The organism is Pseudomonas sp. TE50-2, assembly GCF_040813665.1.
GTDB classification, from domain to species: Bacteria; Pseudomonadota; Gammaproteobacteria; order Pseudomonadales; family Pseudomonadaceae; genus Aquipseudomonas; species Aquipseudomonas soli.
Window position 1 is genome coordinate 2,900,508 of sequence record NZ_JBFNXN010000001.1, and the last position, 24,862, is coordinate 2,925,369.

24 protein-coding genes are annotated in these 24,862 nt (G+C 63.9%); 8 read left to right on the plus strand and 16 right to left on the minus strand.

What is annotated here, in order from left to right:
• Window positions 1–84 precede the first annotated feature (84 nt).
• Complete coding sequence (locus AAHK21_RS13170) at window positions 85–1,233, minus strand: NAD(P)/FAD-dependent oxidoreductase (protein ID WP_367857460.1); 1,149 nt, start codon at window positions 1,231–1,233, stop codon at window positions 85–87.
• Window positions 1,234–1,266: 33 nt separating this feature from the next.
• Window positions 1,267–1,434 (minus strand): rubredoxin, encoded by a 168-nt coding sequence (locus AAHK21_RS13175; protein WP_023532601.1) that lies wholly within the window; start codon window positions 1,432–1,434, stop codon window positions 1,267–1,269.
• Window positions 1,435–1,627: 193 nt separating this feature from the next.
• On the opposite strand from AAHK21_RS13175, the gene AAHK21_RS13180 reads away from it, so the two are divergent.
• Window positions 1,628–2,185 (plus strand): chorismate lyase, encoded by a 558-nt coding sequence (locus AAHK21_RS13180; RefSeq protein ID WP_367857461.1) that lies wholly within the window; start codon window positions 1,628–1,630, stop codon window positions 2,183–2,185.
• A complete protein-coding gene (ubiA, locus tag AAHK21_RS13185) occupies window positions 2,185–3,075 on the plus strand; it encodes a 4-hydroxybenzoate octaprenyltransferase (RefSeq protein WP_367857462.1) in 891 nt (296 codons plus the stop codon). Before AAHK21_RS13180 ends, ubiA begins: the two co-directional genes overlap by 1 nt.
• A gap of 54 nt (window positions 3,076–3,129) precedes the next feature.
• On the opposite strand, the gene AAHK21_RS13190 is transcribed toward ubiA, so the two are convergent.
• Window positions 3,130–3,501, minus strand: coding sequence for a hypothetical protein (locus tag AAHK21_RS13190; RefSeq protein ID WP_102684594.1), 372 nt, complete (start codon window positions 3,499–3,501; stop codon window positions 3,130–3,132).
• A 175-nt stretch (window positions 3,502–3,676) separates the two neighbouring features.
• Between AAHK21_RS13190 and phoB the strand changes: the two genes are divergently transcribed.
• The 3 genes from phoB to AAHK21_RS13205 all read left to right on the plus strand — a co-directional run bounded on the left by phoB (window position 3,677) and on the right by AAHK21_RS13205 (window position 7,258).
• Window positions 3,677–4,366, plus strand: coding sequence for a phosphate regulon transcriptional regulator PhoB (gene phoB, locus AAHK21_RS13195; protein ID WP_003253341.1), 690 nt, complete (start codon window positions 3,677–3,679; stop codon window positions 4,364–4,366).
• Between the two features lie 72 nt (window positions 4,367–4,438).
• Entirely contained in the window at window positions 4,439–5,710 is a 1,272-nt protein-coding gene (gene phoR, locus AAHK21_RS13200) for a phosphate regulon sensor histidine kinase PhoR (RefSeq protein WP_250888473.1), read from the plus strand.
• A gap of 207 nt (window positions 5,711–5,917) precedes the next feature.
• Entirely contained in the window at window positions 5,918–7,258 is a 1,341-nt protein-coding gene (locus tag AAHK21_RS13205) for a hemolysin family protein (RefSeq protein WP_046857605.1), read from the plus strand.
• A 50-nt stretch (window positions 7,259–7,308) separates the two neighbouring features.
• Here the strand turns inward: AAHK21_RS13205 and AAHK21_RS13210 are convergent, their stop codons facing one another.
• From AAHK21_RS13210 to AAHK21_RS13245, 8 genes are all read right to left on the minus strand, one after another.
• Window positions 7,309–8,208 carry a peptidoglycan DD-metalloendopeptidase family protein gene (locus AAHK21_RS13210; protein ID WP_023630538.1) on the minus strand — a complete coding sequence of 300 codons (900 nt, stop codon included), beginning with the start codon at window positions 8,206–8,208 and terminating at the stop codon, window positions 7,309–7,311.
• 151 nt (window positions 8,209–8,359) lie between these two features.
• Window positions 8,360–9,271 carry a response regulator gene (locus AAHK21_RS13215; RefSeq protein ID WP_046857607.1) on the minus strand — a complete coding sequence of 304 codons (912 nt, stop codon included), beginning with the start codon at window positions 9,269–9,271 and terminating at the stop codon, window positions 8,360–8,362.
• A gap of 162 nt (window positions 9,272–9,433) precedes the next feature.
• Entirely contained in the window at window positions 9,434–10,204 is a 771-nt protein-coding gene (gene phoU / locus AAHK21_RS13220) for a phosphate signaling complex protein PhoU (RefSeq protein WP_023630537.1), read from the minus strand.
• A gap of 73 nt (window positions 10,205–10,277) precedes the next feature.
• On the minus strand, window positions 10,278–11,111 hold the full coding sequence (pstB, locus tag AAHK21_RS13225; protein ID WP_031315066.1) for a phosphate ABC transporter ATP-binding protein PstB: 834 nt from the start codon (window positions 11,109–11,111) through the stop codon (window positions 10,278–10,280).
• 72 nt (window positions 11,112–11,183) lie between these two features.
• Complete coding sequence (gene pstA / locus AAHK21_RS13230; protein WP_367857463.1) at window positions 11,184–12,854, minus strand: phosphate ABC transporter permease PstA; 1,671 nt, start codon at window positions 12,852–12,854, stop codon at window positions 11,184–11,186.
• Window positions 12,855–12,871: 17 nt separating this feature from the next.
• Window positions 12,872–15,160: an ABC transporter permease subunit gene (locus AAHK21_RS13235; protein ID WP_367857464.1), complete on the minus strand. Its 2,289-nt coding sequence runs from the start codon at window positions 15,158–15,160 to the stop codon at window positions 12,872–12,874.
• A gap of 142 nt (window positions 15,161–15,302) precedes the next feature.
• Window positions 15,303–16,301, minus strand: a complete 999-nt coding sequence (locus AAHK21_RS13240) for a phosphate ABC transporter substrate-binding protein PstS (protein ID WP_023629870.1) — start codon at window positions 16,299–16,301, stop codon at window positions 15,303–15,305.
• A 167-nt stretch (window positions 16,302–16,468) separates the two neighbouring features.
• Window positions 16,469–17,758, minus strand: coding sequence for an MFS transporter (locus AAHK21_RS13245; RefSeq protein WP_267300589.1), 1,290 nt, complete (start codon window positions 17,756–17,758; stop codon window positions 16,469–16,471).
• 362 nt (window positions 17,759–18,120) lie between these two features.
• Here AAHK21_RS13245 and AAHK21_RS13250 point away from each other — a divergent pair, with 362 nt between their 5' ends.
• Both AAHK21_RS13250 and AAHK21_RS13255 read left to right on the plus strand, forming a co-directional pair.
• Window positions 18,121–18,519 carry an acyl-CoA thioesterase gene (locus AAHK21_RS13250; protein WP_003253317.1) on the plus strand — a complete coding sequence of 133 codons (399 nt, stop codon included), beginning with the start codon at window positions 18,121–18,123 and terminating at the stop codon, window positions 18,517–18,519.
• 73 nt (window positions 18,520–18,592) lie between these two features.
• Window positions 18,593–19,489: a D-hexose-6-phosphate mutarotase gene (locus AAHK21_RS13255; RefSeq protein ID WP_367857465.1), complete on the plus strand. Its 897-nt coding sequence runs from the start codon at window positions 18,593–18,595 to the stop codon at window positions 19,487–19,489.
• Between the two features lie 118 nt (window positions 19,490–19,607).
• Here AAHK21_RS13255 and AAHK21_RS13260 read toward each other — a convergent pair whose 3' ends face one another.
• The 5 genes from AAHK21_RS13260 to AAHK21_RS13280 form a co-directional block, all read right to left on the minus strand.
• A complete protein-coding gene (locus AAHK21_RS13260; protein ID WP_367857466.1) occupies window positions 19,608–20,141 on the minus strand; it encodes a DUF3299 domain-containing protein in 534 nt (177 codons plus the stop codon).
• A 49-nt stretch (window positions 20,142–20,190) separates the two neighbouring features.
• The gene (locus AAHK21_RS13265; RefSeq protein WP_023629866.1) at window positions 20,191–20,436 is read right to left on the minus strand and encodes a GlsB/YeaQ/YmgE family stress response membrane protein; all 246 of its coding nucleotides are present in this window, start codon (window positions 20,434–20,436) and stop codon (window positions 20,191–20,193) included.
• A gap of 96 nt (window positions 20,437–20,532) precedes the next feature.
• Window positions 20,533–21,615, minus strand: coding sequence for a 5-(carboxyamino)imidazole ribonucleotide synthase (locus AAHK21_RS13270; protein ID WP_367857467.1), 1,083 nt, complete (start codon window positions 21,613–21,615; stop codon window positions 20,533–20,535).
• Window positions 21,616–21,626: 11 nt separating this feature from the next.
• Complete coding sequence (gene purE, locus AAHK21_RS13275; RefSeq protein WP_031314848.1) at window positions 21,627–22,118, minus strand: 5-(carboxyamino)imidazole ribonucleotide mutase; 492 nt, start codon at window positions 22,116–22,118, stop codon at window positions 21,627–21,629.
• A 172-nt stretch (window positions 22,119–22,290) separates the two neighbouring features.
• Window positions 22,291–23,220, minus strand: coding sequence for a LysR substrate-binding domain-containing protein (locus AAHK21_RS13280; RefSeq protein ID WP_023629864.1), 930 nt, complete (start codon window positions 23,218–23,220; stop codon window positions 22,291–22,293).
• Window positions 23,221–23,401: 181 nt separating this feature from the next.
• On the opposite strand from AAHK21_RS13280, the gene aspA reads away from it, so the two are divergent.
• Window positions 23,402–24,826 carry an aspartate ammonia-lyase gene (gene aspA / locus AAHK21_RS13285; protein ID WP_031314847.1) on the plus strand — a complete coding sequence of 475 codons (1,425 nt, stop codon included), beginning with the start codon at window positions 23,402–23,404 and terminating at the stop codon, window positions 24,824–24,826.
• Window positions 24,827–24,862: the final 36 nt, after the last annotated feature.

Below are 24,862 nucleotides of genomic sequence, written 5' to 3' on the forward strand. Positions count from 1 at the left end.
TGGCACGCCGACCGGGGCCGCGCCAGTATCTGGGCGGCCATTGTCGCGGCAAGAACAGGATAATTCCGACAGAACACCCGCTATTTACGCCATCAAGGGTGGCAACTGGCGATTCAACGCCAGTTTCTCCATGACCGCGCCGCCGGTCAGGGCGTAGCCCAGCAACTGGCCATCGGCGCCATGGCAGAGCACTTTCAGGTCGCCACCGCTACCTTCCACCACCCAGGTGCCCTCGTGGCCTGCCGGCACCGGGGACACCACCAGCGGGCAGGCCGGCGTCTTCACGGTGACCGGCATCGGGCCATAGGCCACTGCAGTCGGGTTGCCGGCCAAGGTCTGGGCCAAGGCGCGGGCGCAGGTCATCAAGGGCATGACGTACAGCAGGTTGATGCCATCGACCTCGGCGCAGTCGCCCAGGGCGAAGATGTTGGCGTGAGAAGTACGCAGCTGGCGATCCACCACCACCCCGCGGTTGACCTGCAGACCCGCTGCCGCCGCCAGGTCGGTACGCGGTCGCAGGCCGATCGCAGACACCACCAGGTCGCAAGGGATGACATTGCCGTCGGACAGGTGCGCCTCCACAGCCGCCCCCGAACGTTGCAGGCGGGTCAGCACCGGGCCGAGATGGAAACGCACCCCCAACCCTTCCAGGCCTGCCTGTACGGCGGCGGCTGCCGCCGGGTGCAGCAAGGTCGGCATTACCTGCTCGCACGGCGCCACGACCTCGCACTGCAGGCCACCCAAGGTGAGGTCGTTGGCGAATTCGCAGCCGATCAGGCCGGCGCCGAGGATCAGCACCCGTTGCTTGCCTGCGGCAGCGACACGAAAACGTGCGTAGTCCTCAAGGTCGTTGATCGGGAAGACCAACTCGCCCGCATCGCCTTCCACGGGTACTTGCACAGTCTGCGCGCCCCAGGCCAGTACCAGGTCGCGGTACTCCACCGCTTCCTCGCCGATCCACAGGCGCTTGTGGCCGGGGTCGATGCCGCTGATGCGGGTGTGGGTGCGGATCTCGGCCTTGAGCTGCTCGGCCATGGCGCCCGGTTCGGCCATGCACAGGCCGTCGGCGTCCTTCTGCTTGGCAAAGCCGGTGGACAGCATCGGCTTGGAGTAGGAGCGACCGTCGTCGGCGGTGATCAGCAGCAGCGGCGTGTCGCCGTCCAGCTTGCGAAACTCTCGCGCCAGGTTATAGCCGGCAAGGCCGGTACCAATGATCACCACGGGGGACGTCATGTCGTGCGTTCCTTGTTCAAGCCAGGGTTGCGATCAGCCAATGGCGATCATTTCGAAGTCACTCTTGCCTACGCCGCAATCAGGGCACAGCCAGTCTTCCGGCACGTCTTCCCAGCGGGTGCCGGGGGCGATGCCGTCGTCCGGCCAGCCGTCGGCTTCGTCGTAGATCAGGCCACAGACAATACATTGCCACTTCTTCATCGGGTGCTGTTCCTCGGTCAGGCTTATTGGTGCGTTGCAGCTGGTGGCCGGGTCGCGGGGTACGCCCGCGCCTGCAAGTGACCACCGTGCAATCTCTGGTCGGCTTTTGTACTGGGCCTGCTGGCAGTATGCAAGCCAGGACGGCAATCATGCTAAGCTCGCCGCCTCTCTGGCCTGTATCAAGCATACCGACGTGCCGTACGAAACCCCGCAAGCAGCCGCTGTCGCGTGGCTGGCGTATCCGCAACTGGCGCCCCTGCCCGACCAGCCGACCCTGGACTGGCTGTTCGACGAAGGCTCCCTGACCCGTCGCCTGACCGGTCTTTCCCATGACCACTTCAGCGTCACCCCTTTGTTCGAGGGCTGGCAGCCACTGCGTGACGATGAATGCGCCGCGTTGGGCCTGCGGCCTGGCGCGCAGGGCTGGGTGCGCGAGGTCTACCTGCGCGGCCATGGCCAGCCGTGGGTATTCGCCCGCAGCGTCGCCAGCCGCACAGCGCTGGAGCGCGGGGGGCTCGACCTGGAGACCCTGGGCAGCCGCTCGCTGGGCGAGCTACTGTTCTGCGACCAGGCGTTCGTCCGCCACCCTATCGAAGTGTGCAGTTATCCACAGGACTGGCTGCCCGCCGAGGTCGCCAGCGCCGGGCTGTGGGGACGGCGCTCGCGCTTCGAGCGCGCCGGCCTCGACCTGCTGGTGGCCGAGGTGTTCTTGCCCGCCCTGTGGCACGCGGCCAAGGAGGAAAACCGCTGATGTACCTGCAAATGCTCAAATCGCTCAACCGCCTGCACCCGCGCGCCTGGGACTTCATCCAGCTGAGCCGCATGGACCGCCCCATCGGCATCTACCTGCTGCTGTGGCCGACGCTGTCGGCGGTGTGGATTGCCGGCAACGGCTCGCCGACCCTGGCCAACGTGCTGATCTTCGGCCTCGGCGTGGTGCTGATGCGTGCTGCCGGCTGCTGCATCAACGATTTCGCCGACCGCAAGGTGGACGGCCACGTGAAGCGCACCGCCGACCGGCCACTGGCCAGCGGCCGGGTGAAGCCCCGCGAAGCGCTGGTGCTGTTCGCCCTGCTGGTGGGAGTGAGCTTCCTGCTGGTGCTGTGCACCAACGCCACCACGGTGTGGCTGTCGTTCGGCGCGGTCGCCCTGGCCTTCTGCTACCCGTTCATGAAGCGCTACACCTACTACCCGCAGGTGGTGCTGGGCGCGGCGTATTCCTGGGGTATCCCGATGGCTTTCACCGCCGCGGGTGGCGAGCTGCCGGCCAGCGCCTGGCTGCTGTACATCGCCAACCTGCTGTGGACCGTGGGGTATGACACCTACTACGCCATGGTCGACCGTGACGACGACCTGAAGATCGGCGTGAAATCCACCGCCATCCTGTTCGGCGAGGCCGACCGGGTGATCATCCTGAGCCTGCAGCTGCTGTCGCTGGGCTGCCTGCTCCTGGCGGGCAACCGCTTCGAGCTGGGCGGTTGGTTCCACCTGGGGCTGCTGGCGGCGGCGGTATGCTTCGCCTGGGAGTTCTGGTCGACGCGCAAGCTGGACCGCGAGTCGTGCTTCAAGGCGTTCCTGCACAACCACTGGGCGGGGCTGTTGATCTTCATTGGTGTGGTGCTGGACTACGCGCTGCGCTGAGATTGTGCAGGCCAATGGTGGGAGCGGCGGTGCGGCGCTCCCACGCCTGGTGCATCAAGGCTTGGCGACGTGCCAGACATCCTTCATGCCATCACCGGTGGTCTCTCCGGCCTTCTTGTCCTTGACGAAGGTGTACAGCGGCTTGCCGTCATAGGCCCACTGCATCGAGCCATCGTCGCGGGTGACGTGAGTCCACTTGTCCTTCGGCGCCTCGTCGTCCTTCTTCACCATCAACGGCGGCCAATTCTTGGCGCACTCGCCATTGCACATGGACTTGCCACCAGCGTCCTTGTCAAAGGTGTACAGCGTCATGCCATCGTGGTCGACCCACATGCCATCCTTCTCCATGGCGTGATGAGCCGACGCCACCCCCGGCACTGCCAGCGCAGCGCAAAGGGCCATCCAGCTCAGCGTATGTCGTGTCATTGGAATCACCATTGTTTCAGGGGTGGATTGAATGTTCGCGGCCGCCCTCGCGGCCCCTTGTAGCCTAGTCCAGTCACGCAATGTCGCCAGAACCGCCCACGCCCTGTCACACAGCTGCAATAATTCCGTTATCTAATGCGGGCCAAGACATCGTTCCTGGGAGAGGTAATTGAGCATGGTTGGCAGAAACATTCTGATCGTCGACGACGAAGCGCCTATCCGCGAGATGATCGCCGTTGCATTGGAAATGGCCGGCTATGACTGCCTCGAGGCCGAGAACTCGCAACAGGCCCACGCCATCATCGTCGACCGCAAGCCGGACCTGATCCTGCTCGACTGGATGCTGCCGGGCACCTCCGGCATCGAACTGGCCCGCCGCCTCAAGCGCGACGAGCTGACCGGCGACATCCCGATCATCATGCTCACCGCCAAAGGTGAAGAGGACAACAAGATCCAGGGCCTGGAAGTCGGCGCCGACGACTACATCACCAAGCCGTTCTCGCCCCGTGAACTGGTGGCGCGCCTCAAGGCCGTGCTGCGCCGCACCGGCCCAAGCGACAGCGAAGCGCCGATCGAAGTCGGTGGCCTGCTGCTCGACCCGATCAGCCACCGCGTGACCATCGACGGCAAGCCGGCCGAGATGGGCCCCACCGAGTACCGCCTGCTGCAGTTCTTCATGACTCACCAGGAGCGTGCCTACACCCGCGGCCAGTTGCTCGACCAGGTCTGGGGCGGCAACGTCTATGTCGAGGAGCGCACCGTCGACGTGCACATCCGCCGCCTGCGCAAGGCACTGGGTGAAGCCTACGAAAATCTGGTACAAACCGTCCGCGGCACTGGCTATCGCTTCTCGACCAAAAGCTGATCGAAGCCCCAGCGCCCGCTGTACAAGGACTGTCAATTGAACCAGAACTGGCACGCGACCCTGATTCGCCACATGCTCCTGCTGATCACCGTCTGCCTGATCGGCGGGCTGGTCAGCGGGTACTATGGCTGGAGCCTGGCCATCGGCCTGGCCTTCTACCTGGGCTGGACACTGAAGCAGTTGCTGCGCCTGCACGACTGGCTACGCAATCATCAACCCGATGAGGCGCCACCCGATGGCTACGGCCTGTGGGGCGAAGTGTTCGACAGCATCTATCACCTGCAGCGCCGCGACCAGCGCGTGCGGGGCCGCCTGCAGGCAGTGATCGACCGGGTCCAGGAGTCCACCGCCGCGCTGCGCGATGCGGTGATCATGCTCGACAGCGACGGCAACCTGGAGTGGTGGAACCGCGCCGCCGAGACCCTGCTGGGCTTCAAGACCCCGCAGGACGGCGGCCAGCCGGTGACCAACCTGGTGCGCCACCCGCGCTTCAAGGAGTACTTCGAGTCGGAGAACTACGCCGAACCACTGGAGATCCCGTCGCCGATCAACGACCGCCTGCGTGTGCAACTGCACCTTACCCGCTACGGCAACAACGAGCACCTGATGCTGGTGCGCGACGTGACCCGCATCCACCAGCTGGAACAGATGCGCAAGGACTTCGTCGCCAACGTCTCCCACGAGCTGCGCACGCCGCTGACGGTGATCACCGGCTACCTGGAGACGCTGCTGGACAACGTCGAGGACGTGAACCCACGCTGGAGCCGTGCCTTGCAGCAGATGAGCGCGCAAGGCTCACGCATGCAGACCCTGCTCAACGACCTGTTGCTGTTGGCCAAGCTCGAAGCCACCGACTATCCCTCGGACAACCAGCCGGTGCTGGTCGACACCCTGCTCACCGCCATCAAGAACGACGCCCAGGCCCTGTCCGGACCGCGCAACCAGCGGATCAGCCTGGAGGCAACGCCTGGCATACGCCTCAAGGGCAGCGAGTCGGAACTGCGCAGCGCGTTCTCCAATCTGGTGTTCAACGCGGTCAAGTACACCCAGGATGAGGGCAATATCCGCATTCGCTGGTGGGCCGACGACCAGGGCGCGCACCTCAGCGTGCAGGACTCGGGGGTCGGTATCGAGGCCAAGCACCTGCCACGCCTGACCGAACGCTTCTACCGCGTCGACTCCAGCCGCGCCTCCAACACCGGCGGCACCGGGCTGGGCCTGGCGATAGTCAAGCACGTGCTGATGCGCCATCGCGCACGCCTGGAAATCAGCAGCGTGCCGGGGCATGGCAGCACCTTTACCTGCCACTTTGCGCCGGCGCAGTTGGTCGTGAACAAGGGCTGAGATCCGAGGGCCGCTTCGCGCCCCATCGCCGGCAAGCCGGCTCCCACAGGAAAGATGCGGCCCTTGTGGGAGCCGGCTTGCCGGCGATGGGGCGCGAAGCGGCCCTTTGCTTTTGCAGCCTCAGCCGCTACATTGGATCCCCTGTGCCAGCAAACGCTGGCACTTTTTTTCTTACTTTTCAGCAGACGGACCCCGTAAAACCCCATCATGGACCCTTCCCCTGGTATCAGCCTCACCTCGTTGTTCGCCGACTTCGGCATGATTCTCTTTGCCTTGTTCCTGGTGCTGCTCAACGGCTTCTTCGTGGCCGCCGAGTTCGCCATGGTCAAGCTGCGCTCCACCCGCGTCGAATCCATCGCCGAGCTGCATGGCTGGCGTGGCAGCATCCTGCGCAAGGTGCACAACCAGCTCGACGCCTATCTCTCGGCCTGCCAGCTGGGCATCACCCTCGCCTCCCTGGGCCTGGGCTGGGTCGGCGAGCCGGCGTTCGCCCACCTGCTCGAGCCGCTGCTGGCCTATGTCGGCGTGGACAGCCCGGAGCTGATCAAGGCGATCTCGTTCTTCGTCGCCTTCTTCGTGATCTCCTACCTGCACATCGTGGTCGGCGAGCTGGCCCCCAAGTCGTGGGCGATCCGCAAGCCCGAGCTGCTGTCGCTGTGGACCGCCGTGCCGTTGTACCTGTTCTACTGGGCGATGTACCCGGCGATCTACCTGCTCAACGCCAGCGCCAACACCATCCTGCGCATCGCCGGCCAAGGCGAGCCAGGGCCGCACCACGAGCATCACTACAGCCGCGAGGAGCTCAAGCTGATCCTGCACTCCAGCCGTGGCCAGGATCCAAGCGACCAGGGCATGCGCGTGCTGGCCTCGGCGGTGGAGATGGGCGAGCTGGAGGTGGTCGACTGGGCCAACTCCCGCGAGGACATGGTCAGCATTGATGCCCATGCGCCGCTGAAGGAAATCCTCGCTCTGCTGCGCCGTCACAAGTTCAGCCGCTACCCGGTGTATGACGCCGAGCGCGAGGAATTCACCGGCCTGCTGCACATCAAGGACCTGCTGCTGGAGCTCGCAGAGCTCGACCACTTGCCGCAAACCATCGACCTTGCAGACCTCGCCCGCCCACTGGAGCGGGTGTCCCGGCACATGCCGCTGGCCCAGCTGCTGGAGCAGTTCCGCAAGGGTGGCGCGCACTTCGTGCTGGTCGAGGAAGCCGACGGCAAGGTGATCGGCTACCTGACCATGGAAGACGTGCTGGAAGTGCTGGTGGGCGATATCCAGGACGAACACCGCAAGACCGAGCGCGGCATCCTCGCCTACCAGCCAGGCAAGTTGCTGGTGCGCGGTGATACGCCGCTGTTCAAGGTAGAGCGCCTGCTGGGCGTCGATCTTGATCATATCGAGGCGGAAACCCTGGCCGGTCTGGTCTACGAGACCCTCAAGCGCGTCCCCGAGGAAGAGGAAGTGCTGGAGGTCGAAGGCCTGCGCATCATCATCAAGAAGATGAAAGGGCCGAAGATCGTGCTGGCCAAGGTGCTCAAGCTCGATTGACCCGAGAGCCCGCGCCTACATCCGTGGGTGCGGGCTTGCCTCGAGATGCGTCATGGATTCCCTGCGGTAAAGTCCGGCAACCCGCCAATCGGCCGGTCGAACTGATACGGGATCGACTCAAGCGCCAGCCCCACATTGCGCTGCACCACGAAATGCAGGTGCGGCCCGCTGCTGTTGCCGGTGTTGCCCGATTTGGCCAATGGCTGCCCCTGGGCAACCCGCTGCCCCTCGCCTACCACCACCGAGCCGCGCATCAGGTGCAGGTAAACGCCCATGGTGCCGTCCGGGTGCAGGATCCTGACGAAATTGCCCGCCGGATTGTTGCCCCGCCCGCTCTGGTTGTTCTCGATCTTCACCACCACTCCACCGCGTGCCGCGATGATCGGCGTGCCTTCGGGCATGGCGATATCCATGGCGTAGCGGCCCTTGGGCCCGAAGTGGCTGAAACGGCCGTTGGGGCCCTGGCTCAGGCGGAACGGCCCGCCCTTCCAGGGGAACGGATAACGGTAGCCCTGCGGGCGCTGGCCCGGGTCGCCCATGGCGTAGCGGAACTTGGTGTCGTACTTGAGGCGAGCCCCTTGGCGAGCCTGTACCACGCTGAGGATCAGGTTCGAGCGTGGCGGCACCAGGCGCCGGACGATGCGCGGGGCGTTACCGCCCTGGGCATTGGCCAGGCGCTCCACACGCAGTTCAACTTCCATCGGCACGAACAGCTCGTTGCGCGCGACAAAACGCACGCCACCGGCGAAATCCTCGGTCTTCAGCCGCACCTGGCCGTCCAGGCGCTCGACCATGGGTTCGCGGAACACGAAAACCTTGGCGCCCACGCTGGGTCGGTCGGAATAGGAAACCACGCCATAGGTATCGGTGGTCTTGTAGATGGTCATGCCCAGGCTCGACGCCGAGGCCGTGAGCAAGGCACAGAACAGCAGCAGTCGGGAGGGCGGCATGATGGTGGCTTTTTGACAGTTGCGTTCTGTCGAAGCCTAGCAGCCGGATTTGAGAGGGATATGACAGTTGGTCGGGATGCCGGAAATGTAACGTGGGAGGGGACTAGCCCGCTCCCACTACATCCGCTCCGACGCGGTGCTCAAGCGGCCATCAGGCGCCAGGCGTGAAGTGCTTCTGCGCCGTGCCGCGGGCGATTAGCCGCGACAGGTAGTCGAGTTTCTGCGCATCCTGGTCGACGAACTTGAAGGTCAGTTGCAGCCAGTCGCTCTCAGGCTTGGGCTCCAGCGCCGCAATGGCGTGCAGGTAGCCGTTCAGGCGCGCCGTTTCGGCATTCTCGCCTTGCTCCAGGTCCAGCACCGCGCCTTCGAGCACCTGTGGCAGGTTGGTACCGCGGCGCACCACCAGCAGGGCTTCCTTGAGGCTCAGGGCCTTGATCATGCACGGCTGGGTGCCACTGGACAGACGCAGTTGGCCCTGGCCACGACCAGCCTGGGCCGCCGCAGCGGCAGTCTTCGGCGTGGGGGCGTTGATCAGAGGCTTGGCCGCCGCTGCCACGGGCGCGGCGACGGGCGCGTTCACCTTGGCCGCCTCCGGACGACCACCGGTCAGGGCACTGAGCGAATCGTTGGCAAACGCCGAGTTGACCCGCGCCGGCGCGCTGGACATCAGGCTGTCGAGCTTGCCGATCTTGGTCAGCGACTTCTTCACCTTGGTCAGCAACTGCTCGTTGGTGAACGGCTTGCCGACGAAGTCGGAAACGCCGGCCTGGATGGCCTGGATCACGTTCTCCTTGTCGCCACGGCTGGTCACCATGATGAACTGCATGGTCTTCATCTCTTCCTGCTGACGGCACCAGGTCAGCAGTTCGAGGCCGGACATCTCCGGCATTTCCCAGTCGCACAGGACCAGGTCGAAACGTTCCTTGCTCAGCATGGCCATGGCCTTGCGACCGTTGACCGCGTCCTCGATCACCATGCCGGGGAAGGCATTGCGCAGGCACTTCCTTACCAGGTCGCGGATGAACGGGGCATCATCCACGACCAGCACATTCACTTTACTCATCGATACTCCTCTTGATCCCGGCTAGCATACCGCCGACTGATGGCCATTTGCCAAACCACTGGTCACGCCGGGACTTCTCACACGGTTCGCGGGTGCCTGCTGGTGCTCGACCGCAAACGAAAACGCCCGGCGGTTGCCGGGCGTTCATGCTCGGGAGCAATCTTATTTATCGTCCGGTTCAGCCGGAACATTAGCGATTTCGCCCTCATCGAACGCTTCGCCCTGCACCTCGGCCTTCATGCGCTTGAGGCCCATGTGGCGCACGTCGGTACCACGCACCAGGTAGATCACCAACTCGGAGATGTTGCGTGCGTGGTCGCCGATGCGCTCCAGCGAACGCAGGGCCCAGATCACGCTCAACACGCGGGAGATCGAGCGCGGATCTTCCATCATGTAGGTGACCAGCTCGCGCAGCGCCGTCTTGTACTCGCGGTCGATGGTCTTGTCGTACTGGGCCACCGACAGCGCCAGGTCGGCGTCGAAGCGGGCGAAGGCGTCCAGCGCGTCGCGGACCATGTTGCGCACCTGGTCGCCGATATGGCGCACCTCGACATAACCACGCGGCGACTCGCCTTCCTCGCACAGCTGGATGGCACGGCGGGCGATCTTGGTCGATTCGTCACCGATGCGCTCCAGGTCGATCACCGACTTGGAGATGCTGATGATCAGGCGCAGGTCGGAGGCCGCCGGCTGGCGACGGGCGAGGATGCGCACGCACTCCTCGTCGATGTTGCGCTCCATCTGGTTGATCTGTTCGTCGACCTCGCGCACTTGCTGGGCAAGGCCCGAGTCGGCCTCGATCAGCGCGGTGACGGCGTCGTTCACCTGTTTCTCCACCAGCCCGCCCATGGCCAGCAGGTGGCTGCGCACCTCCTCGAGCTCGGCGTTGAACTGCTGGGAGATATGGTGGGTAAGGCTTTCTTTGTTGATCATCGTTTCGCTCCGCGAAGCAGCTGCAGGCTTCAAGTCGTTCGTGTCGTTCCCTGGCGTTCCTACCTTGCCGGCCTTAGCCGTAGCGACCGGTGATGTAGTCTTCGGTCTGCTTCTTCGCCGGGTTGGTGAACAGGGTGTCGGTATCACCGAATTCGACCAGTTTGCCCATGTACATGAAGGCGGTGTAGTCCGAAACACGGGCCGCCTGCTGCATGTTGTGGGTCACGATGACGATGGTGTACTTGGATTTCAGTTCGTAGATCAGCTCTTCGACCTTCAGCGTCGAGATCGGGTCCAGTGCCGAGCACGGCTCGTCGAGCAACAGCACTTCCGGCTCAACGGCAATGGTACGGGCGATCACCAGACGCTGCTGCTGGCCACCGGACAGGCCCAGCGCCGACTCGTGCAGGCGGTCCTTGACCTCATCCCACAGGGCTGCGCCCTTCAGCGCCCACTCGACGGCCTCGTCGAGCACGCGCTTCTTGTTGATGCCCTGGATACGCAGGCCGTAGACCACGTTCTCGTAGATGGTCTTGGGGAACGGGTTGGGCTTCTGGAACACCATGCCCACGCGGCGGCGCAGCTCGGCCACGTCCTCGCCCTTGCGGTAGATGTTGTTGCCGTACAGGTTGATGGCGCCTTCGACACGGCAGCCATCGACCAGGTCGTTCATGCGGTTGAAGGTGCGCAGCAGCGTGGACTTGCCGCAGCCGGACGGGCCGATGAAGGCGGTCACGCGCTGCTTGGGGATGTTCATGCTGACGTCGAACAGTGCTTGCTTGTCGCCGTAGAACAGGGACAGGCCGGGTACTTCGATGGCCACGGTCTCTTCAGCCAGGCGCAGGCTCTGCTTGTCGCGGCCCAGGGCCGACATGTCGATGCCGTGGGCGTGGGATTCATGCTGCATGGTCAACTCCATACGCTATCAATTCGTTTCAAAGGGCCGCCCGGCATCCGGGCGGCACGCTTGCAATCAGGATCAGTGGTCCAGGGCCTTGTACTTCTCGCGCAGGTGGTTACGGATCCACACCGCCGAGAGGTTGAGGGTGGCGATCACCAGCACCAGCAGCAGCGCGGTGGCATACACCAGCGGCCGCGCGGCCTCGACGTTGGGGCTCTGGAAGCCGACGTCGTAGATGTGGAAGCCCAGGTGCATGATCTTCTGGTCCAGGTGCAGGTACGGGTAGTTGCCGTCCACCGGCAGCGATGGCGCCAGCTTCACCACACCCACCAGCATCAGCGGGGCCACTTCGCCGGCGGCGCGGGCCACGGCGAGGATCATGCCGGTCATCATGGCCGGGCTGGCCATCGGCAGGACGATCTTCCACAGCGTCTCGGCCTTGGTCGCGCCCAGGGCCAGCGAGCCTTCGCGAACAGTGCGCGGAATACGCGCCAGGCCTTCCTCGGTGGCCACGATCACCACCGGCACGGCCAGCAGCGCCAGAGTCAGCGAAGCCCACAGCAGGCCCGGCGTACCCAGCGTAGGTGCCGGCAGCGACTCGGGGAAGAACAGCCGGTCGATCGAGCCGCCCAGCACGTAGACGAAGAAGCCCAGGCCGAACACGCCGTAGACGATCGCCGGTACGCCGGCGAGGTTGTTCACGGCGATGCGGATCAACCGGGTCACCGGGCCCTGCCTGGCGTATTCACGCAGGTAGACGGCAGCCAGCACGCCGAACGGGGTGACGATCACCGCCATGATCAGGGTCATCATCACGGTGCCGAAGATGGCCGGGAAGATACCGCCTTCGGTGTTGGCCTCACGCGGGTCGTCGCTGAGGAACTCCCACACCTTGGCGAAGTAGGCGCCCATCTTGGTAAAGCCGGACATGGCGTTCGGCTGGATGGCGTGGACCACCTTGCTCAGGTTGATCTCCACTTCGCGGCCGTTGCCGTCGCGGGCTACCAGGCTGTCGCGGGCGAACTCCTGATGCAGGCCGTTGAGGCGCTCTTCGATGGCCTTGTAGCGGTTGTTCAGCTCAGCACGCTCGGCGCCCATGTCGGCCTGGGCAGCGGCGTCGAGCTTGCCGTCCAGCTCCAGCTTGCGGCTGTGCAGGCGCAGGCGCTCCAGGCCGTGGTTGATGGCACCGATGTCCTTCTTCTCGAGCTTCACAAGCTGGTCGTTGAGCTGGCTGGCGCGCTTGAGGCGGGCCTGCAGCTCGTTCCAGGCTTCCGGCCCCTGGGCGACCACGCGGCCTTCTTCCTTGACGCTGACCAGGTAGCCGTAGAAGTTGCCCCATTCGCGGCGCTCCAGGGCAATCAGGTCGGCAGGTTTCTGCTGGTCGACCAGCCACTCGCCGACCACCCAGGTGAAGTCGCTGCCGTTGAGGTCGCGGTTGCCCACCTTGATCAGCTCGCGGGTCATGAACTCCGGGCCTTGGTCGGGCACCGGCAGGCCGGCACCCTTGAGGCGTTCGCGGGGCACTTCTTCCTTCTGCACCACCTCACCGATGACGATGTGGTCAGCCTGGCCCGGCACCTTGTAGGTGGCCTGGACCAGGTCGGCCGGCCAGAAGTGGCCCAGGCCGCGCACGGCGATCACGGCCAGCAGGCCGACGGTCATGATGACCGCCATGGCCACCGCGCCGCCACTGATCCAGACGCCGGGGGCGCCGCTCTTGAACCAGCCTTTGAGGGAATCCTTTTTCACGGATCTCTACCTTTCTATCAAAGCGACGAGTATTTCTTGCGCAGGCGCTGGCGAATCAGCTCGGCCAGGGTGTTCATCACGAAGGTGAACAACAGCAGCACGAGGGCGGCGAGGAACAGCACACGATAGTGACTGCCACCGACTTCCGATTCGGGCATTTCCACGGCCACGTTGGCGGCCAGGGTGCGCATGCCCTCGAACAGGTTCAGCTCCATCACCGGGGTGTTGCCGGTGGCCATCAGCACGATCATGGTCTCACCCACCGCACGGCCCATGCCGATCATCAGCGCCGAGAAGATGCCCGGGCTGGCGGTGAGGATGACCACGCGGGTCAGGGTCTGCCACGGCGTCGCGCCCAGCGCCAGCGAGCCCAGGGTCAGGCTGCGCGGCACGCTGAACACGGCGTCCTCGGCGATGGAGTAGATGTTCGGGATGACCGCGAAGCCCATGGCGATACCCACTACCAGGGCGTTGCGCTGGTCATAGGTGATCCCCAGATCGTTGGTGATCCACAGGCGCATGTCGCCATCGAAGAACCAGCTCTCGAGGAACGGGCTCATGTACAGGGCGAACCAGCCGATGACGAGAATCACCGGGATCAGGATCGCCGCTTCCCAGCCATCAGGGATGCGCAGGCGGATCGACTCCGGCAGGCGGCTCCAGCTGTAGCCGGCAAGCAGGATACCGATCGGCATGATCAGGAACAGGCTGAACACGCCCGGCAGGTGGCCTTCCAGGTACGGCGCGAGGAACAGGCCGGCGAAGAAGCCGAGGATCACCGTCGGCATCGCTTCCATCAACTCGATCACCGGCTTGACCTTGCGGCGCATGCCCGGGGCCATGAAGTAGGCGGTGTAGATGGCGGCGGCGATGGCCAGCGGAGCAGCCAGTATCATCGCGTAGAACGCGGCCTTGAGCGTACCGAAGGTCAGCGGCGACAGGCTCAGCTTGGGTTCGAAGTCGGTGTTCGAGGCGGTCGACTGCCAGACGTACTTGGGCTCGTCGTAGTTCTCGTACCAGACCTTGCCCCACAGCGCGCTGAACGAGACTTCCGGGTGCGGGTTCTTCAGGCTCAGCGGCAGCAGCTTGTTGCCTTGCTCGATGATGATGCGGTTGGCGCGCGGCGACAGGGCGAGGATGCCCGCGCCTTCGGCGACCGGCTCGACCAGCAGGGTGCGGTGCGCGGTGCTGTGGAACACACCGAGCTTGCCTTCGCTGTCCAGGGCGATGAAGCCCTTGCGGCGCTCCTCGGCGTCGATCTGCACCACCGGGGCCTTGCCCAGCTGGAAGCTGCGGATCAACTTGAAGCGCGACTCGCCATCGGGGTCGCGGGCCATGAACCACTGGCTCAGGCCACCCTTGGAGTCACCGAAGATCAGCGAGATGCCACCGACCAGCTGAGCGGTCGCGGTGATCTCGGCGTTGCCGTCCTCGAGCAGCTTGTAGCGGCCGTTGAGGCTCTTGTCGCGCAGGCTGAACACGTCGGCAGTGGCGCGACCGTTGACCACGTACAGCCACTGCTGGCGCGGGTCGATGAAGATGTTCTTCACCACCTCGGTCATCTGCGGCAGTTCGATACGGTTCTGCTCGACAGTGACCTCGTCGGTCATCATGTTCTCGGTGCGCGACAGTTCGATCACCTGCAGGTGCGCACCGGTGGAACCGGCCAGCAACAAGGTGTCGCCGTTGACGTTGACGCTCACATGCTCCAGCGCGCGGCCTTGGTCATCCAGGGTGAACAGGTCCTGACCATAGGGGAAGTCGATGCCCGCCTCGATGGTCTTCTTGTTGTCCGGATAGGTGATCTTGTAGGTGTGGTGGAACACCAGTGCCTGGCCGTTGGACAGGCCCACCACCACCAGCGGGCTGCCCGGCTGGTCGGTGCTGATCGAGCTGACCTGGGCGCCGGCCGGCAGCGGCAGGTCGACGCGCTTCAGTTCGTTGCCGGTCTTGGTATCGAAGAACAGGGCCTGGCCCTTGTCGGAAACACGCATGCCCACGAGGTTCTGTTCCTCGAGGGCGATCAGCAGCGGTTTACCGGCGTCCTGCTGCAGCCAGGTCGGCTCCAGCGCCTTCTTGCTGGTAAGCGTGGCGCCCTGGAACAGTGGCAGTACCACATAGGCCAGGTAGAAGAAGATCAGCGTGATCGCCGCCAGCACGGCGAGCCCGCCCACCAGGACGTACCAGCGGGTCAGGCGATCCTTGAGGGCGCGCAGGCGGCGCTTGCGTTGCAACTCGGGCGTATTGAAGTCAATGCGCACGGGAGGAGAATTTTGGGTCATTGTGGAGTTGGCCAGATCATTCATGCGCACACCCTAGCGGTCCCGTATGACAAAAACATGACAGTGCAGTGACGCAAAAAAGCCCGCCGCTCAGGAGCCCTGGCTTCGGACTAAGGAATTCGTGGAGGAGGCCGGCATTTTTGGCACCGGCCTCATCCTCAATTACTTACTTCTTTGCAACGTTACCCGCGTGGGACAGGCCCAGGTCGGCCAGGGTCTTGTCGACCACCTTGGCTGGCAGCGGGATGTAGCCGTCCTTCACGACAACTTGCTGGCCGGCCTGCGACAGCACCAGCTTGACGAACTCGGCTTCCAGCGGGGCCAGAGGCTTGTTCGGGGCCTTGTTGACATAGACGTAGAGGAAGCGCGACAGCGGGTAGGTACCGTTCAGGGCGTTGGCTTCGTTGTCTTCGACGAACGCGCCGCCTTCTTTCTTGGCCAGGGCCACGGTCTTGACGCTGGCGGTCTTGTAGCCGATGCCCGAGTAGCCGATGCCGTTCAGCGAGGAGCTGATCGATTGCACGACCGAAGCCGAGCCAGGCTGTTCGTTGACGTTAGGCTTGAAGTCGCCTTTGCACAGGGCTTCTTCCTTGAAGTAGCCGTAGGTGCCGGATACCGAGTTACGGCCGAACAGCTGAACTGGCTTGTTGGCCAGGTCGCCGGTCACGCCCAGGTCGCCCCAGGTCTTGACGTCGGCTTTGCCACCGCACAGACGGGTGGAGGAGAAGATGGCGTCGACCTGGGCCATGGTCAGGCCTTTGATCGGGTTGTCCTTGTGAACGAAGACAGCCAGGGCGTCAACGGCAACCGGGATGGCAGTCGGCTTGTAGCCGTACTTCTGCTCGAACGCCTGCAGCTCGACGTCCTTCATCTTGCGGCTCATCGGGCCCAGGTTGGCAGTGCCTTCGGTCAGGGCGGGTGGCGCGGTCGAGGAGCCAGCGGCCTGGATCTGGATGTTTACGTTCGGATATTCCTTCTTGTAGGCCTCGGCCCACAGGGTCATCAGGTTCGCGAGGGTGTCGGAACCGACGCTGGAGAGGTTGCCCGAAACACCGGTAGTCTTGGTGTAGGTCGGGATTGCAGGATCGACAGCGGCGACCGCATTGGCGGCAGCGACGCCAGCGGCGGCAAAGGTCAGGGCCGCCATCAAACGCTTCAGTTTCATGCCTTGCTCCTAGCAGGAATATCGTGGGTTGTGAGATGGAACGGGCCCAAGTATCTGCAGGCCGCATGAACACTCTATGACTCGAATGTGACAATTGGATGAAAGGCCATCACCGGTAACCGGGATGGCCTTTACAGGATGTTGCGGAGGGGGAGTTAGAGCGGGTTTCAGCGTTTGCGCGCGAGCAGATAGATGCCCACCAGCAGACCAACGGCGCACAGGCACGCCACGTAATAGGCGGGTGCCATCGGACTGAACTTGAGCAGCGCGGTCACCACCATCGGCGTGAGACCACCGAAGATCGCATAGGCGAGGTTGTAGGAGAACGACAGGCCGCTGAAGCGCACGACAGGCGGGAACGCCTTGACCATCACGTAAGGCACGGCGCCGACGATACCCACGCACAGGCCAGTCAGCGCATAGAGCGGGAACAGCAGGTCCGGGCGTGTCGGCAGGCTGTGGTAGAAGGCCCAGGACGACGCCAGCAACGCCAGGCTGCCGACGATGAACACCCGCCCGGCACCGAAACGGTCGGCCAGGCTGCCAGCGCCGACGCAGCCCAGGCTGAGCAGCACGATGGCCAGGCTATTGGCCTTGAGCGAGTCGGTGGGGCTGACGTGGTAGAGGCTCTGCAGCAATGCCGGGGTCATGAGGATGATCACCACGATGCCGGCCGACAGCAGCCAGGTGAGCAGCATCGACAGGATGATCGCGCCACGATGATCACGCAGCACCGCACGCAGCGGCAGCTCCTCGGCCAGGGCCTTGCGCGCCTGCATTTCGGCGAACACAGGGGTCTCATGCAGCCAGCGGCGCAGGTAGACCGCGAAGAAGCCGAACACCCCACCGAGCAGGAACGGGATACGCCAGGCGTAGTCCGCCACTTCCTCGGGGCTGTAGATCGTGTTGATCAGCGTCGCCACCAGCGAGCCAAGCAGGATGCCCGAGGTCAGGCCGGCGGTCAGGGTGCCGCAGGCATAGCCGGTGTTGCGCGCCGGCACGTGCTCGGAGACGAACACCCAGGCCCCCGGCACCTCGCCACCGATGGCCGCGCCCTGGATAACCCGCATCAACAGCAGCAGGATCGGCGCCCACAGGCCAATCTGCGCATAGGTGGGCAGCAGCCCCATCACCAGGGTCGGCACGGCCATCATGAAAATGCTCAGGGTGAACATCTTCTTGCGTCCGAGCAGGTCGCCAAAGTGGGCCATGACGATGCCGCCCAATGGCCGGGCCAGGTAGCCGGCGGCGAAGATGCCGAAGGTCTGCATCAGGCGCAGCCATTCAGGCATGTCGGCGGGGAAGAACAGCTTGCCCACCACCGTGGCGAAGAACACGAAGATGATGAAGTCGTAAAACTCCAGGGCACCGCCCAGGGCGGACAGCGAGAGAGTCTTGTAGTCACTGCGGGACAACGGCCGGGACGGCTGCTCGATACTGCTCTGCACGGAGGTCATCGCTGTTCTTTCTCTTGTAGGTCTGCGGACCGCTTGGCATGCGGCTTCTGGATTGAATAGTCGGCGAAGATAGCAAATTGCCGAGCCGCGCTCATAGCGGTACAAAATCCATACAGATATTCATGAATGCGCGGTCGTCGCTGGCTGTGCAGGTATATATACTGCCCGCTCGTAGGAAAAGGTTGCTTATCCTGAGGGATGTTGTGCGAAAACGTCGGTCATCGTTGTCAGACTGTTTCGCAGAGTTTCCCTGAGGCCGCCCCCTGAAGCGAAATCAGCGTAGTATGCGTGTTGCTGAATCGTTTTTACGGCGTCCGTTATTGCGCCACCAACGAAGCGTCACGGGTCAGAGGCCCCACGGCATGATTGAGCTCGAACAAGAAGATCCTATCCCGCAAGGCGACCTGGCCTTGCAGATCACCGCGCTGCCGCGCGAAACCAATGGTTTCGGCGATATCTTCGGCGGCTGGCTGGTCGCCCAGATGGACCTGGCCGGCACCGCGATGGCCAGCCGCGTCGCCGGAGGCCGAGTGGCCACGGTAGCCATCGACCGCATGGCGTTCCTGGTCCCGGTGGCCGTGGGCGCGCAGTTGTCCTTCTATACCCAGACCCTGGAAATCGGCCGCAGCTCGATCCAGATGATGGTCGAGGTATGGAGCGACGACCCGCTGTCCAGCGAATGGCGCAAGGTTACCGAGGCAGTGTTCGTGTTCGTCGCCATCGATGGCAGTGGTCGCACCCGCTCCGTACCTCGTCGCTGAGCCTGGCGAGCGGTAAACTCATTGCACGTCACCGGGTCCAACGGCCTGACAGACAATCAATGAGACGAACGCAATGGCTAACTTCACGGTCGAGACCGAGCTGCACGGCGAACTCAACTGCTGGCGCATCACCAGCGATCATGCCGAACTACTGATTGCCCAGCAGGGCGCCCAGGTCCTGAGCTATCAGCGCCTGGGCGAGCCACCGCTGCTGTGGCTGAGCGACCAGGCCATCTTCCGCCAGGGCAAGTCGGTGCGTGCCGGCGCTCCCGTGTGCTGGCCGTGGTTCGGTATCTTCGAGCGCAATCCCGATTCGGTCAAAGCCATGTTCAAGGGCGAGCAGCCGCCCGCCCACGGCCTGGTGCGTGGCCGTGACTGGCAGTTGTTGCGCGCCGAGGAACACGGCGAACACCTGCAGGTCGAGTTCGAATTGCCCGAAGCCCAGGGTGACCTGCCGGGTTGGGCTCATGAGGTCCAGCTCAAGCTCCTGGTAGAGCTGGGTGACCAGCTGAAGCTCACCCTCACCAGCTACAACCTCGGCAATACCGACGTTACCCTGAGCCAGGCGCTGCACAGCTACTTTGCCGTGAGCGATGTGCGCCAGGTGCAAGTGGAAGGCGTGGATGGGTTGGCCTACATCGAAACACTGGCCAACTGGGAACAACGCAAGCAACAGGGCAACCTGGGGTTCGCGGGCGAGACTGATCGCATCTACCTGAACGCGCCCGAGCGACTGGCGATTGTCGATCCGCACTGGAACCGGCGCATCACCCTTACCGCTGGCGGCTCACGCACCGCGGTGATCTGGAACCCCTGGACCGACCGCGCCCGCGACCTGCCGGACATGGCCGACGATGGCTGGCAGCGCATGCTGTGCATCGAGACGGCGAATGTGATGGATGACGTGGTGGTGCTCAAGCCAGGGGCGACTCATGCGATGAGCGTGGCAATCGGTAGCGAAGCGCTCTGACCCGATAGTTTCAGCCGCCTGTACTGGCCCTATCGCCGGCAAGCCGGCTCCCACAGGATTGCGCGGTCGCCTGTGGGAGCCGGCTTGCCGGCGATAGGGCCTCGGCAGGAAAAATACCTTACAGATCAGCGTCTTCCACCACCCTCACCTTCCCCGCCTCCAACGCATACGCCGCATCCGCCAGGTCATTGCTGACCGTCTCCACCTTCAAGGTGCCGGTCACCCACAGCGGCGTGTAAATGTCGTCGATCTTCAACCCTTTCGGATACCGCACCAGCACCAGCTGGTTCGGTGGCGGCGGCGGTACATGGATGCACGCCCCCGGATACGGCACCAGGAAAAACAGCGTGCTGTTGCCTTTGGCATCGCTCTCCAGCGGCACCGGATACCCACCCAGGCGGATCTGCCTGCCGTTCATGGCGGCCACGGTCTTGGTCGAGTACATCACTGCCGGCAGGCCCTTGCTCTGCTTCAGCCCACCCTTGGCGGTGAAGGTGCCCAGGGCTTCCGGGGAGTTGTGGTCGATCTCGGGCATCTGCTCGAGCGCCTTCTGGTCCGACTTGGGCATCAGCTCCAGCCAGTCGGTCTCGGGCAGTTCGGCATGGGCCAGGGCGCTGGCCAGCAACAGGGGAATGAGGAATAACGCACGCATGAAAATGCTCGGCAACTCAGGATGAATTGCCGGGCATTCTAGCGGGAATTCAGCGTTTCTTGATGAAGCCGTAGATCACCAGCAGGATGATCGCGCCGACCAGGGCCCCGAAGAAGCCCGCGGCCTGCCCGGCCTGATAGATGCCCAGGGCTTGTCCGCCGTAGGTGGCGGCCAGGGAACCGGCGATGCCGAGGAGAATGGTCATGATCCAGCCCATGCTGTCGTCACCCGGTTTCAGGAAACGCGCCAGCAGGCCGACGATCAGGCCGATGAAGATGGTTCCAATGATGCCCATGGCAATCCCTCTGTGATGAACATGAGACATGCCAAAGCCTAGTCAGCGCTTTGGCATGTTGCCATCTCAGAGCGGTATTGCCCGGCAGAAGTTCGATCAGCCGGCGATCAACGCCTCTACTTCGGCAATCTTGGCCTTGAGGGTGGCCATGTCCTGGCAGCGCAGGGTGGCGTGGCCAACCTTGCGCCCGACCTTGAATGCCTTGCCGTAGTGGTGCAGGTGGCAGTCATCGATGGCGACGACCTTGTCCACCGCCGGCACTTCGCCGATGAAGTTGAGCATGGCGCTTTCGCCGACCTTGGCGGTCGAGCCCAGCGGCAGGCCGGCCACGGCGCGCAGGTGGTTCTCGAACTGGCTGCACTCGCTGCCTTCGATGGTCCAGTGCCCGGAGTTGTGCACACGCGGGGCGATTTCGTTGGCCTTCAGGCCACCGTCCACTTCGAAGAACTCGAAGGCCATTACACCGACGTAGTCGAGCTTCTGCAGCACGCGGCCGACGTAGTCTTCGGCCAGGGCCTGCAACGGGTGCGCCTCGCTGGCCACCGACAGGCGCAGGATGCCGCTGTCGTGGGTGTTGTGCACCAGCGGGTAGAAGCGGGTTTCACCGTCGCGGGCGCGCACGGCCACCAGCGACACTTCACCGGTGAACGGCACGAAGCCTTCCAGCAGGCACGGCACGCTGCCCAGTTCGGCGAAAGTGTCGATCACGTCTTCGGGCTTGCGCAGGACCTTCTGGCCCTTGCCGTCGTAACCCAGGGTGCGGGTCTTGAGCACGGCCGGCAGGCCAATGCTGGCCACTGCGGCATCGAGATCCGCCTGCGAGAGGATGTCGGCAAAGGCCGGGGTGGGAATCCCCAGATCGCGGAACATGCTCTTCTCGAACAGGCGGTCACGGGCGATGCGCAGGGCCTCGGCGCTCGGATAGACCGGGACGAACTGCGAGAGGAAGGCCACAGTCTCGGCCGGCACGCTTTCGAACTCGAAGGTCACCAGGTCGACTTCGTCGGCCAGCTGGCGCAGATGGTCCTGGTCGCCGTAGTCGGCGCGCAGGTGTTCGCCCAGCGGCGCGGCGCAAGCGTCCGGTGCCGGGTCGAGGAAAGCGAAGTTCATGCCCAGCGGAGTCCCCGCCAGGGCCAGCATGCGGCCCAGCTGGCCACCACCGATTACACCGATCTTCATGGGTTTCAGCCTCAAGCCTGACGCGGGTCTGGATTGTCCAGCACGGTGTCGGTCTGCTCGGTGCGGAACTGCTTGAGCGCCGCGTGGAACTGCGGGTGCTTGGCCCCGAGGATGCTCGCCGACAGCAAGGCTGCGTTGATCGCGCCGGCCTTGCCGATGGCCAGGGTGGCGACCGGGACGCCAGCAGGCATCTGCACGATCGACAGCAGCGAATCGACACCCGAGAGCATCGACGACTGCACCGGCACACCGAGCACCGGCAGGTGGGTCTTGGCGGCGCACATGCCCGGCAGGTGGGCGGCGCCGCCGGCGCCGGCGATGATCACTTCGATGCCGCGGCCTTCGGCCTCATCGGCGTACTGGAACAGCAGGTCCGGGGTGCGGTGGGCGGAAACCACCTTCACTTCGTAGGGAATGCCGAGTTTTTCCAGCATATCGGCGGTGTGGCTAAGGGTGGACCAATCGGACTTGGAGCCCATGATCACGCCAACCAGTGCACTCATCGTCGAGCCTCTTCGCTTGTGCGCCCGCAGGCGCGTCAAAAAACAACAAGCCACGCGGGACGACCGGCGTGGCTTGTTTGCTGATCATGACCGGAATCTATCCGGTCGAGGGGCCGCGCAGTATAGCGTAACGTTGCGCGGTCACGGCACCCCCGGCGACCAACTGTCGGCCTTATTTTTCGGGGGTTTGGCTGACTTTCGGGTCAACTGAACCGCCCTCCAGCTTGCGCCACAGCAAGCGCACGTTGGCCTTGCGCACCAAGGCGCAACGATAAAGGCGGATTTCCAGTGGCACATGCCACTGGCTGCCACCGCAGATCGCCAGCTCGCCACGCTCCAGTTCACCGCGCATCGACAGTTTCGGGACCCAAGCGATGCCCATGCCTTCGAGCGCCATGCTCTTGAGACTGTCGGCCATAGCCGTTTCATAGACAGTGGTATAGCGCAGGTTGCGCTGGCGCAGCAGCAGGTTGACCGATCGGCCGAGGAAGGCGCCGGCACTGTAGGCCAGCAACGGCACGCTGGCCTCTCCCTCCAGGTCGAACAGCGGCTTGCCGTCGGGGCCCACGGCACACACCGGAAGCATTTCGGTATTGCCCATGTGCAGCGACGGGAAGATCTCGGCGTCCATCTGCAGTGCCGCGTCCGGGTCATAGAAGGCCAGCATCAGGTCGCAGCCGCCTTCGCGTAATGCATGCACCGCATCACCGACGTTGGTGGCGACCAGGCGCGTGGCGATGTTCAGGCCATCGTTGCGCAATTGCGCCACCCAGCGCGGGAAAAAGCCCGATGCCAAGGAGTGCGCGGCCGAGACCTGGATCACCTCGCCCTGGCCGCCTTCCAGGTGATGTAAATGGCGAAGAACTTCGCTCAACTGGTCGACAACGGTGCGCGCGGTGACGAGAAACAGCTGCCCGGCCTCGGTCAGCTCGATGGGCGTGCGGGAACGATTCACCAAGGTCAGGCCCAGCGCCGCTTCCAGGCTGCGTATGCGTCGGCTGAACGCCGGCTGGGTAACGAAGCGGCGCTCGGCCGCTTGCGAGAAACTGCGGGTCGAGGCCAGGGCACTGAAGTCCTCCAGCCATTTGCTTTCGAGGTTCATCGACTACTCCGCACTGCGTGCACCAAAATGGAACACGCTCGATTGTCAATCGGCGTCACATCAAACCGTATGCCGTTTGCGCATAGGTTAGCGTGCAACAGCATTGGCCGCAAAATCTGGGCAGCCCTAGCATTGGCGCCATTCCGGCAGGTGCCGGGTCAAAATCGAGATGATATCCATCATGTCCTCCGCTGCATCGTTCCGCGTCGAAAAAGATCTGCTTGGTACCCTTGAAGTCCCTGCCGATGCCTACTACGGCATCCAGACTCTGCGCGCTGCCAACAACTTCCACCTCTCCGGTGTTCCGCTGTCGCACTACCCGAAACTGGTAGTCGGCCTGGCGATGGTCAAGCAGGCAGCTGCTGACGCCAACCGTGAGCTGGGGCACCTGAGCGATGCCAAGCACGCCGCGATCAGCGCAGCCTGCGCACGACTGATCAAAGGCGACTACCACGAGCAGTTCGTGGTGGACATGATTCAAGGCGGTGCTGGTACTTCCACCAACATGAACGCCAACGAAGTCATCGCCAACATCGCGCTGGAGGCCATGGGTCACCAGAAGGGTGAGTACCAGTACCTGCACCCGAACAACGATGTGAACATGGCGCAGTCGACCAACGACGCCTACCCGACCGCGATCCGTCTGGGTCTGCTGCTGGGCCACGACGCCCTGCTGGCCAGCCTCGACAGCCTGATCCAGGCCTTCGCTGCCAAAGGTAAAGAGTTCGACCACGTACTGAAGATGGGCCGTACCCAGCTGCAGGACGCCGTGCCGATGACCCTGGGCCAGGAATTCCGCGCCTTCGCCACCACCATGACCGAAGACCTGCAGCGCCTGCGCTCGCTGGCTCCGGAACTGCTGACCGAAATCAACCTGGGCGGCACCGCCATCGGTACCGGCATCAACGCCGACCCGGGCTACCAGATGCTGGCCGTCCAGCGCCTGGCGATCATCAGCGGCCAGCCGCTGGTGCCGGCTGCCGACCTGATCGAAGCCACCTCCGACATGGGCGCCTTCGTGCTGTTCTCCGGCATGCTCAAGCGCACCGCGGTCAAGCTGTCGAAGATCTGTAACGACCTGCGCCTGCTGTCCAGCGGCCCACGCACCGGCATCAACGAGATCAACCTGCCGGCGCGCCAGCCAGGCAGCTCGATCATGCCAGGCAAGGTCAACCCGGTTATCCCGGAAGCCGTCAACCAAGTCGCGTTCGCCATCATGGGCAACGACCTGGCCCTGACCGTCGCCGCCGAAGGTGGCCAGCTGCAGCTGAACGTGATGGAACCGCTGATCGCCTACAAGATCTTCGACTCGATCCGCCTGCTGCAACGCGCCATGGACATGCTGCGCGAGCACTGCATCGTCGGCATCACCGCCAACGAACAGCGCTGCCGTGAACTGGTCGAGCACTCGATCGGCCTGGTCACCGCCCTGAACCCGTACATCGGCTACGAAAACGCCACCCGTATCGCTCGCGTCGCCCTGGAAACCGGCCGCGGCGTGCTGGAACTGGTGCGCGAAGAGAAGCTGCTGGACGAAGAGATGCTCAACGACATCCTGCGTCCGGAAAACATGATCGCTCCCCGTCTGGTTCCGCTGAAGGCGTAACCCAGACCGCTGCAAACAGTCTCACCAGGTCGAGGG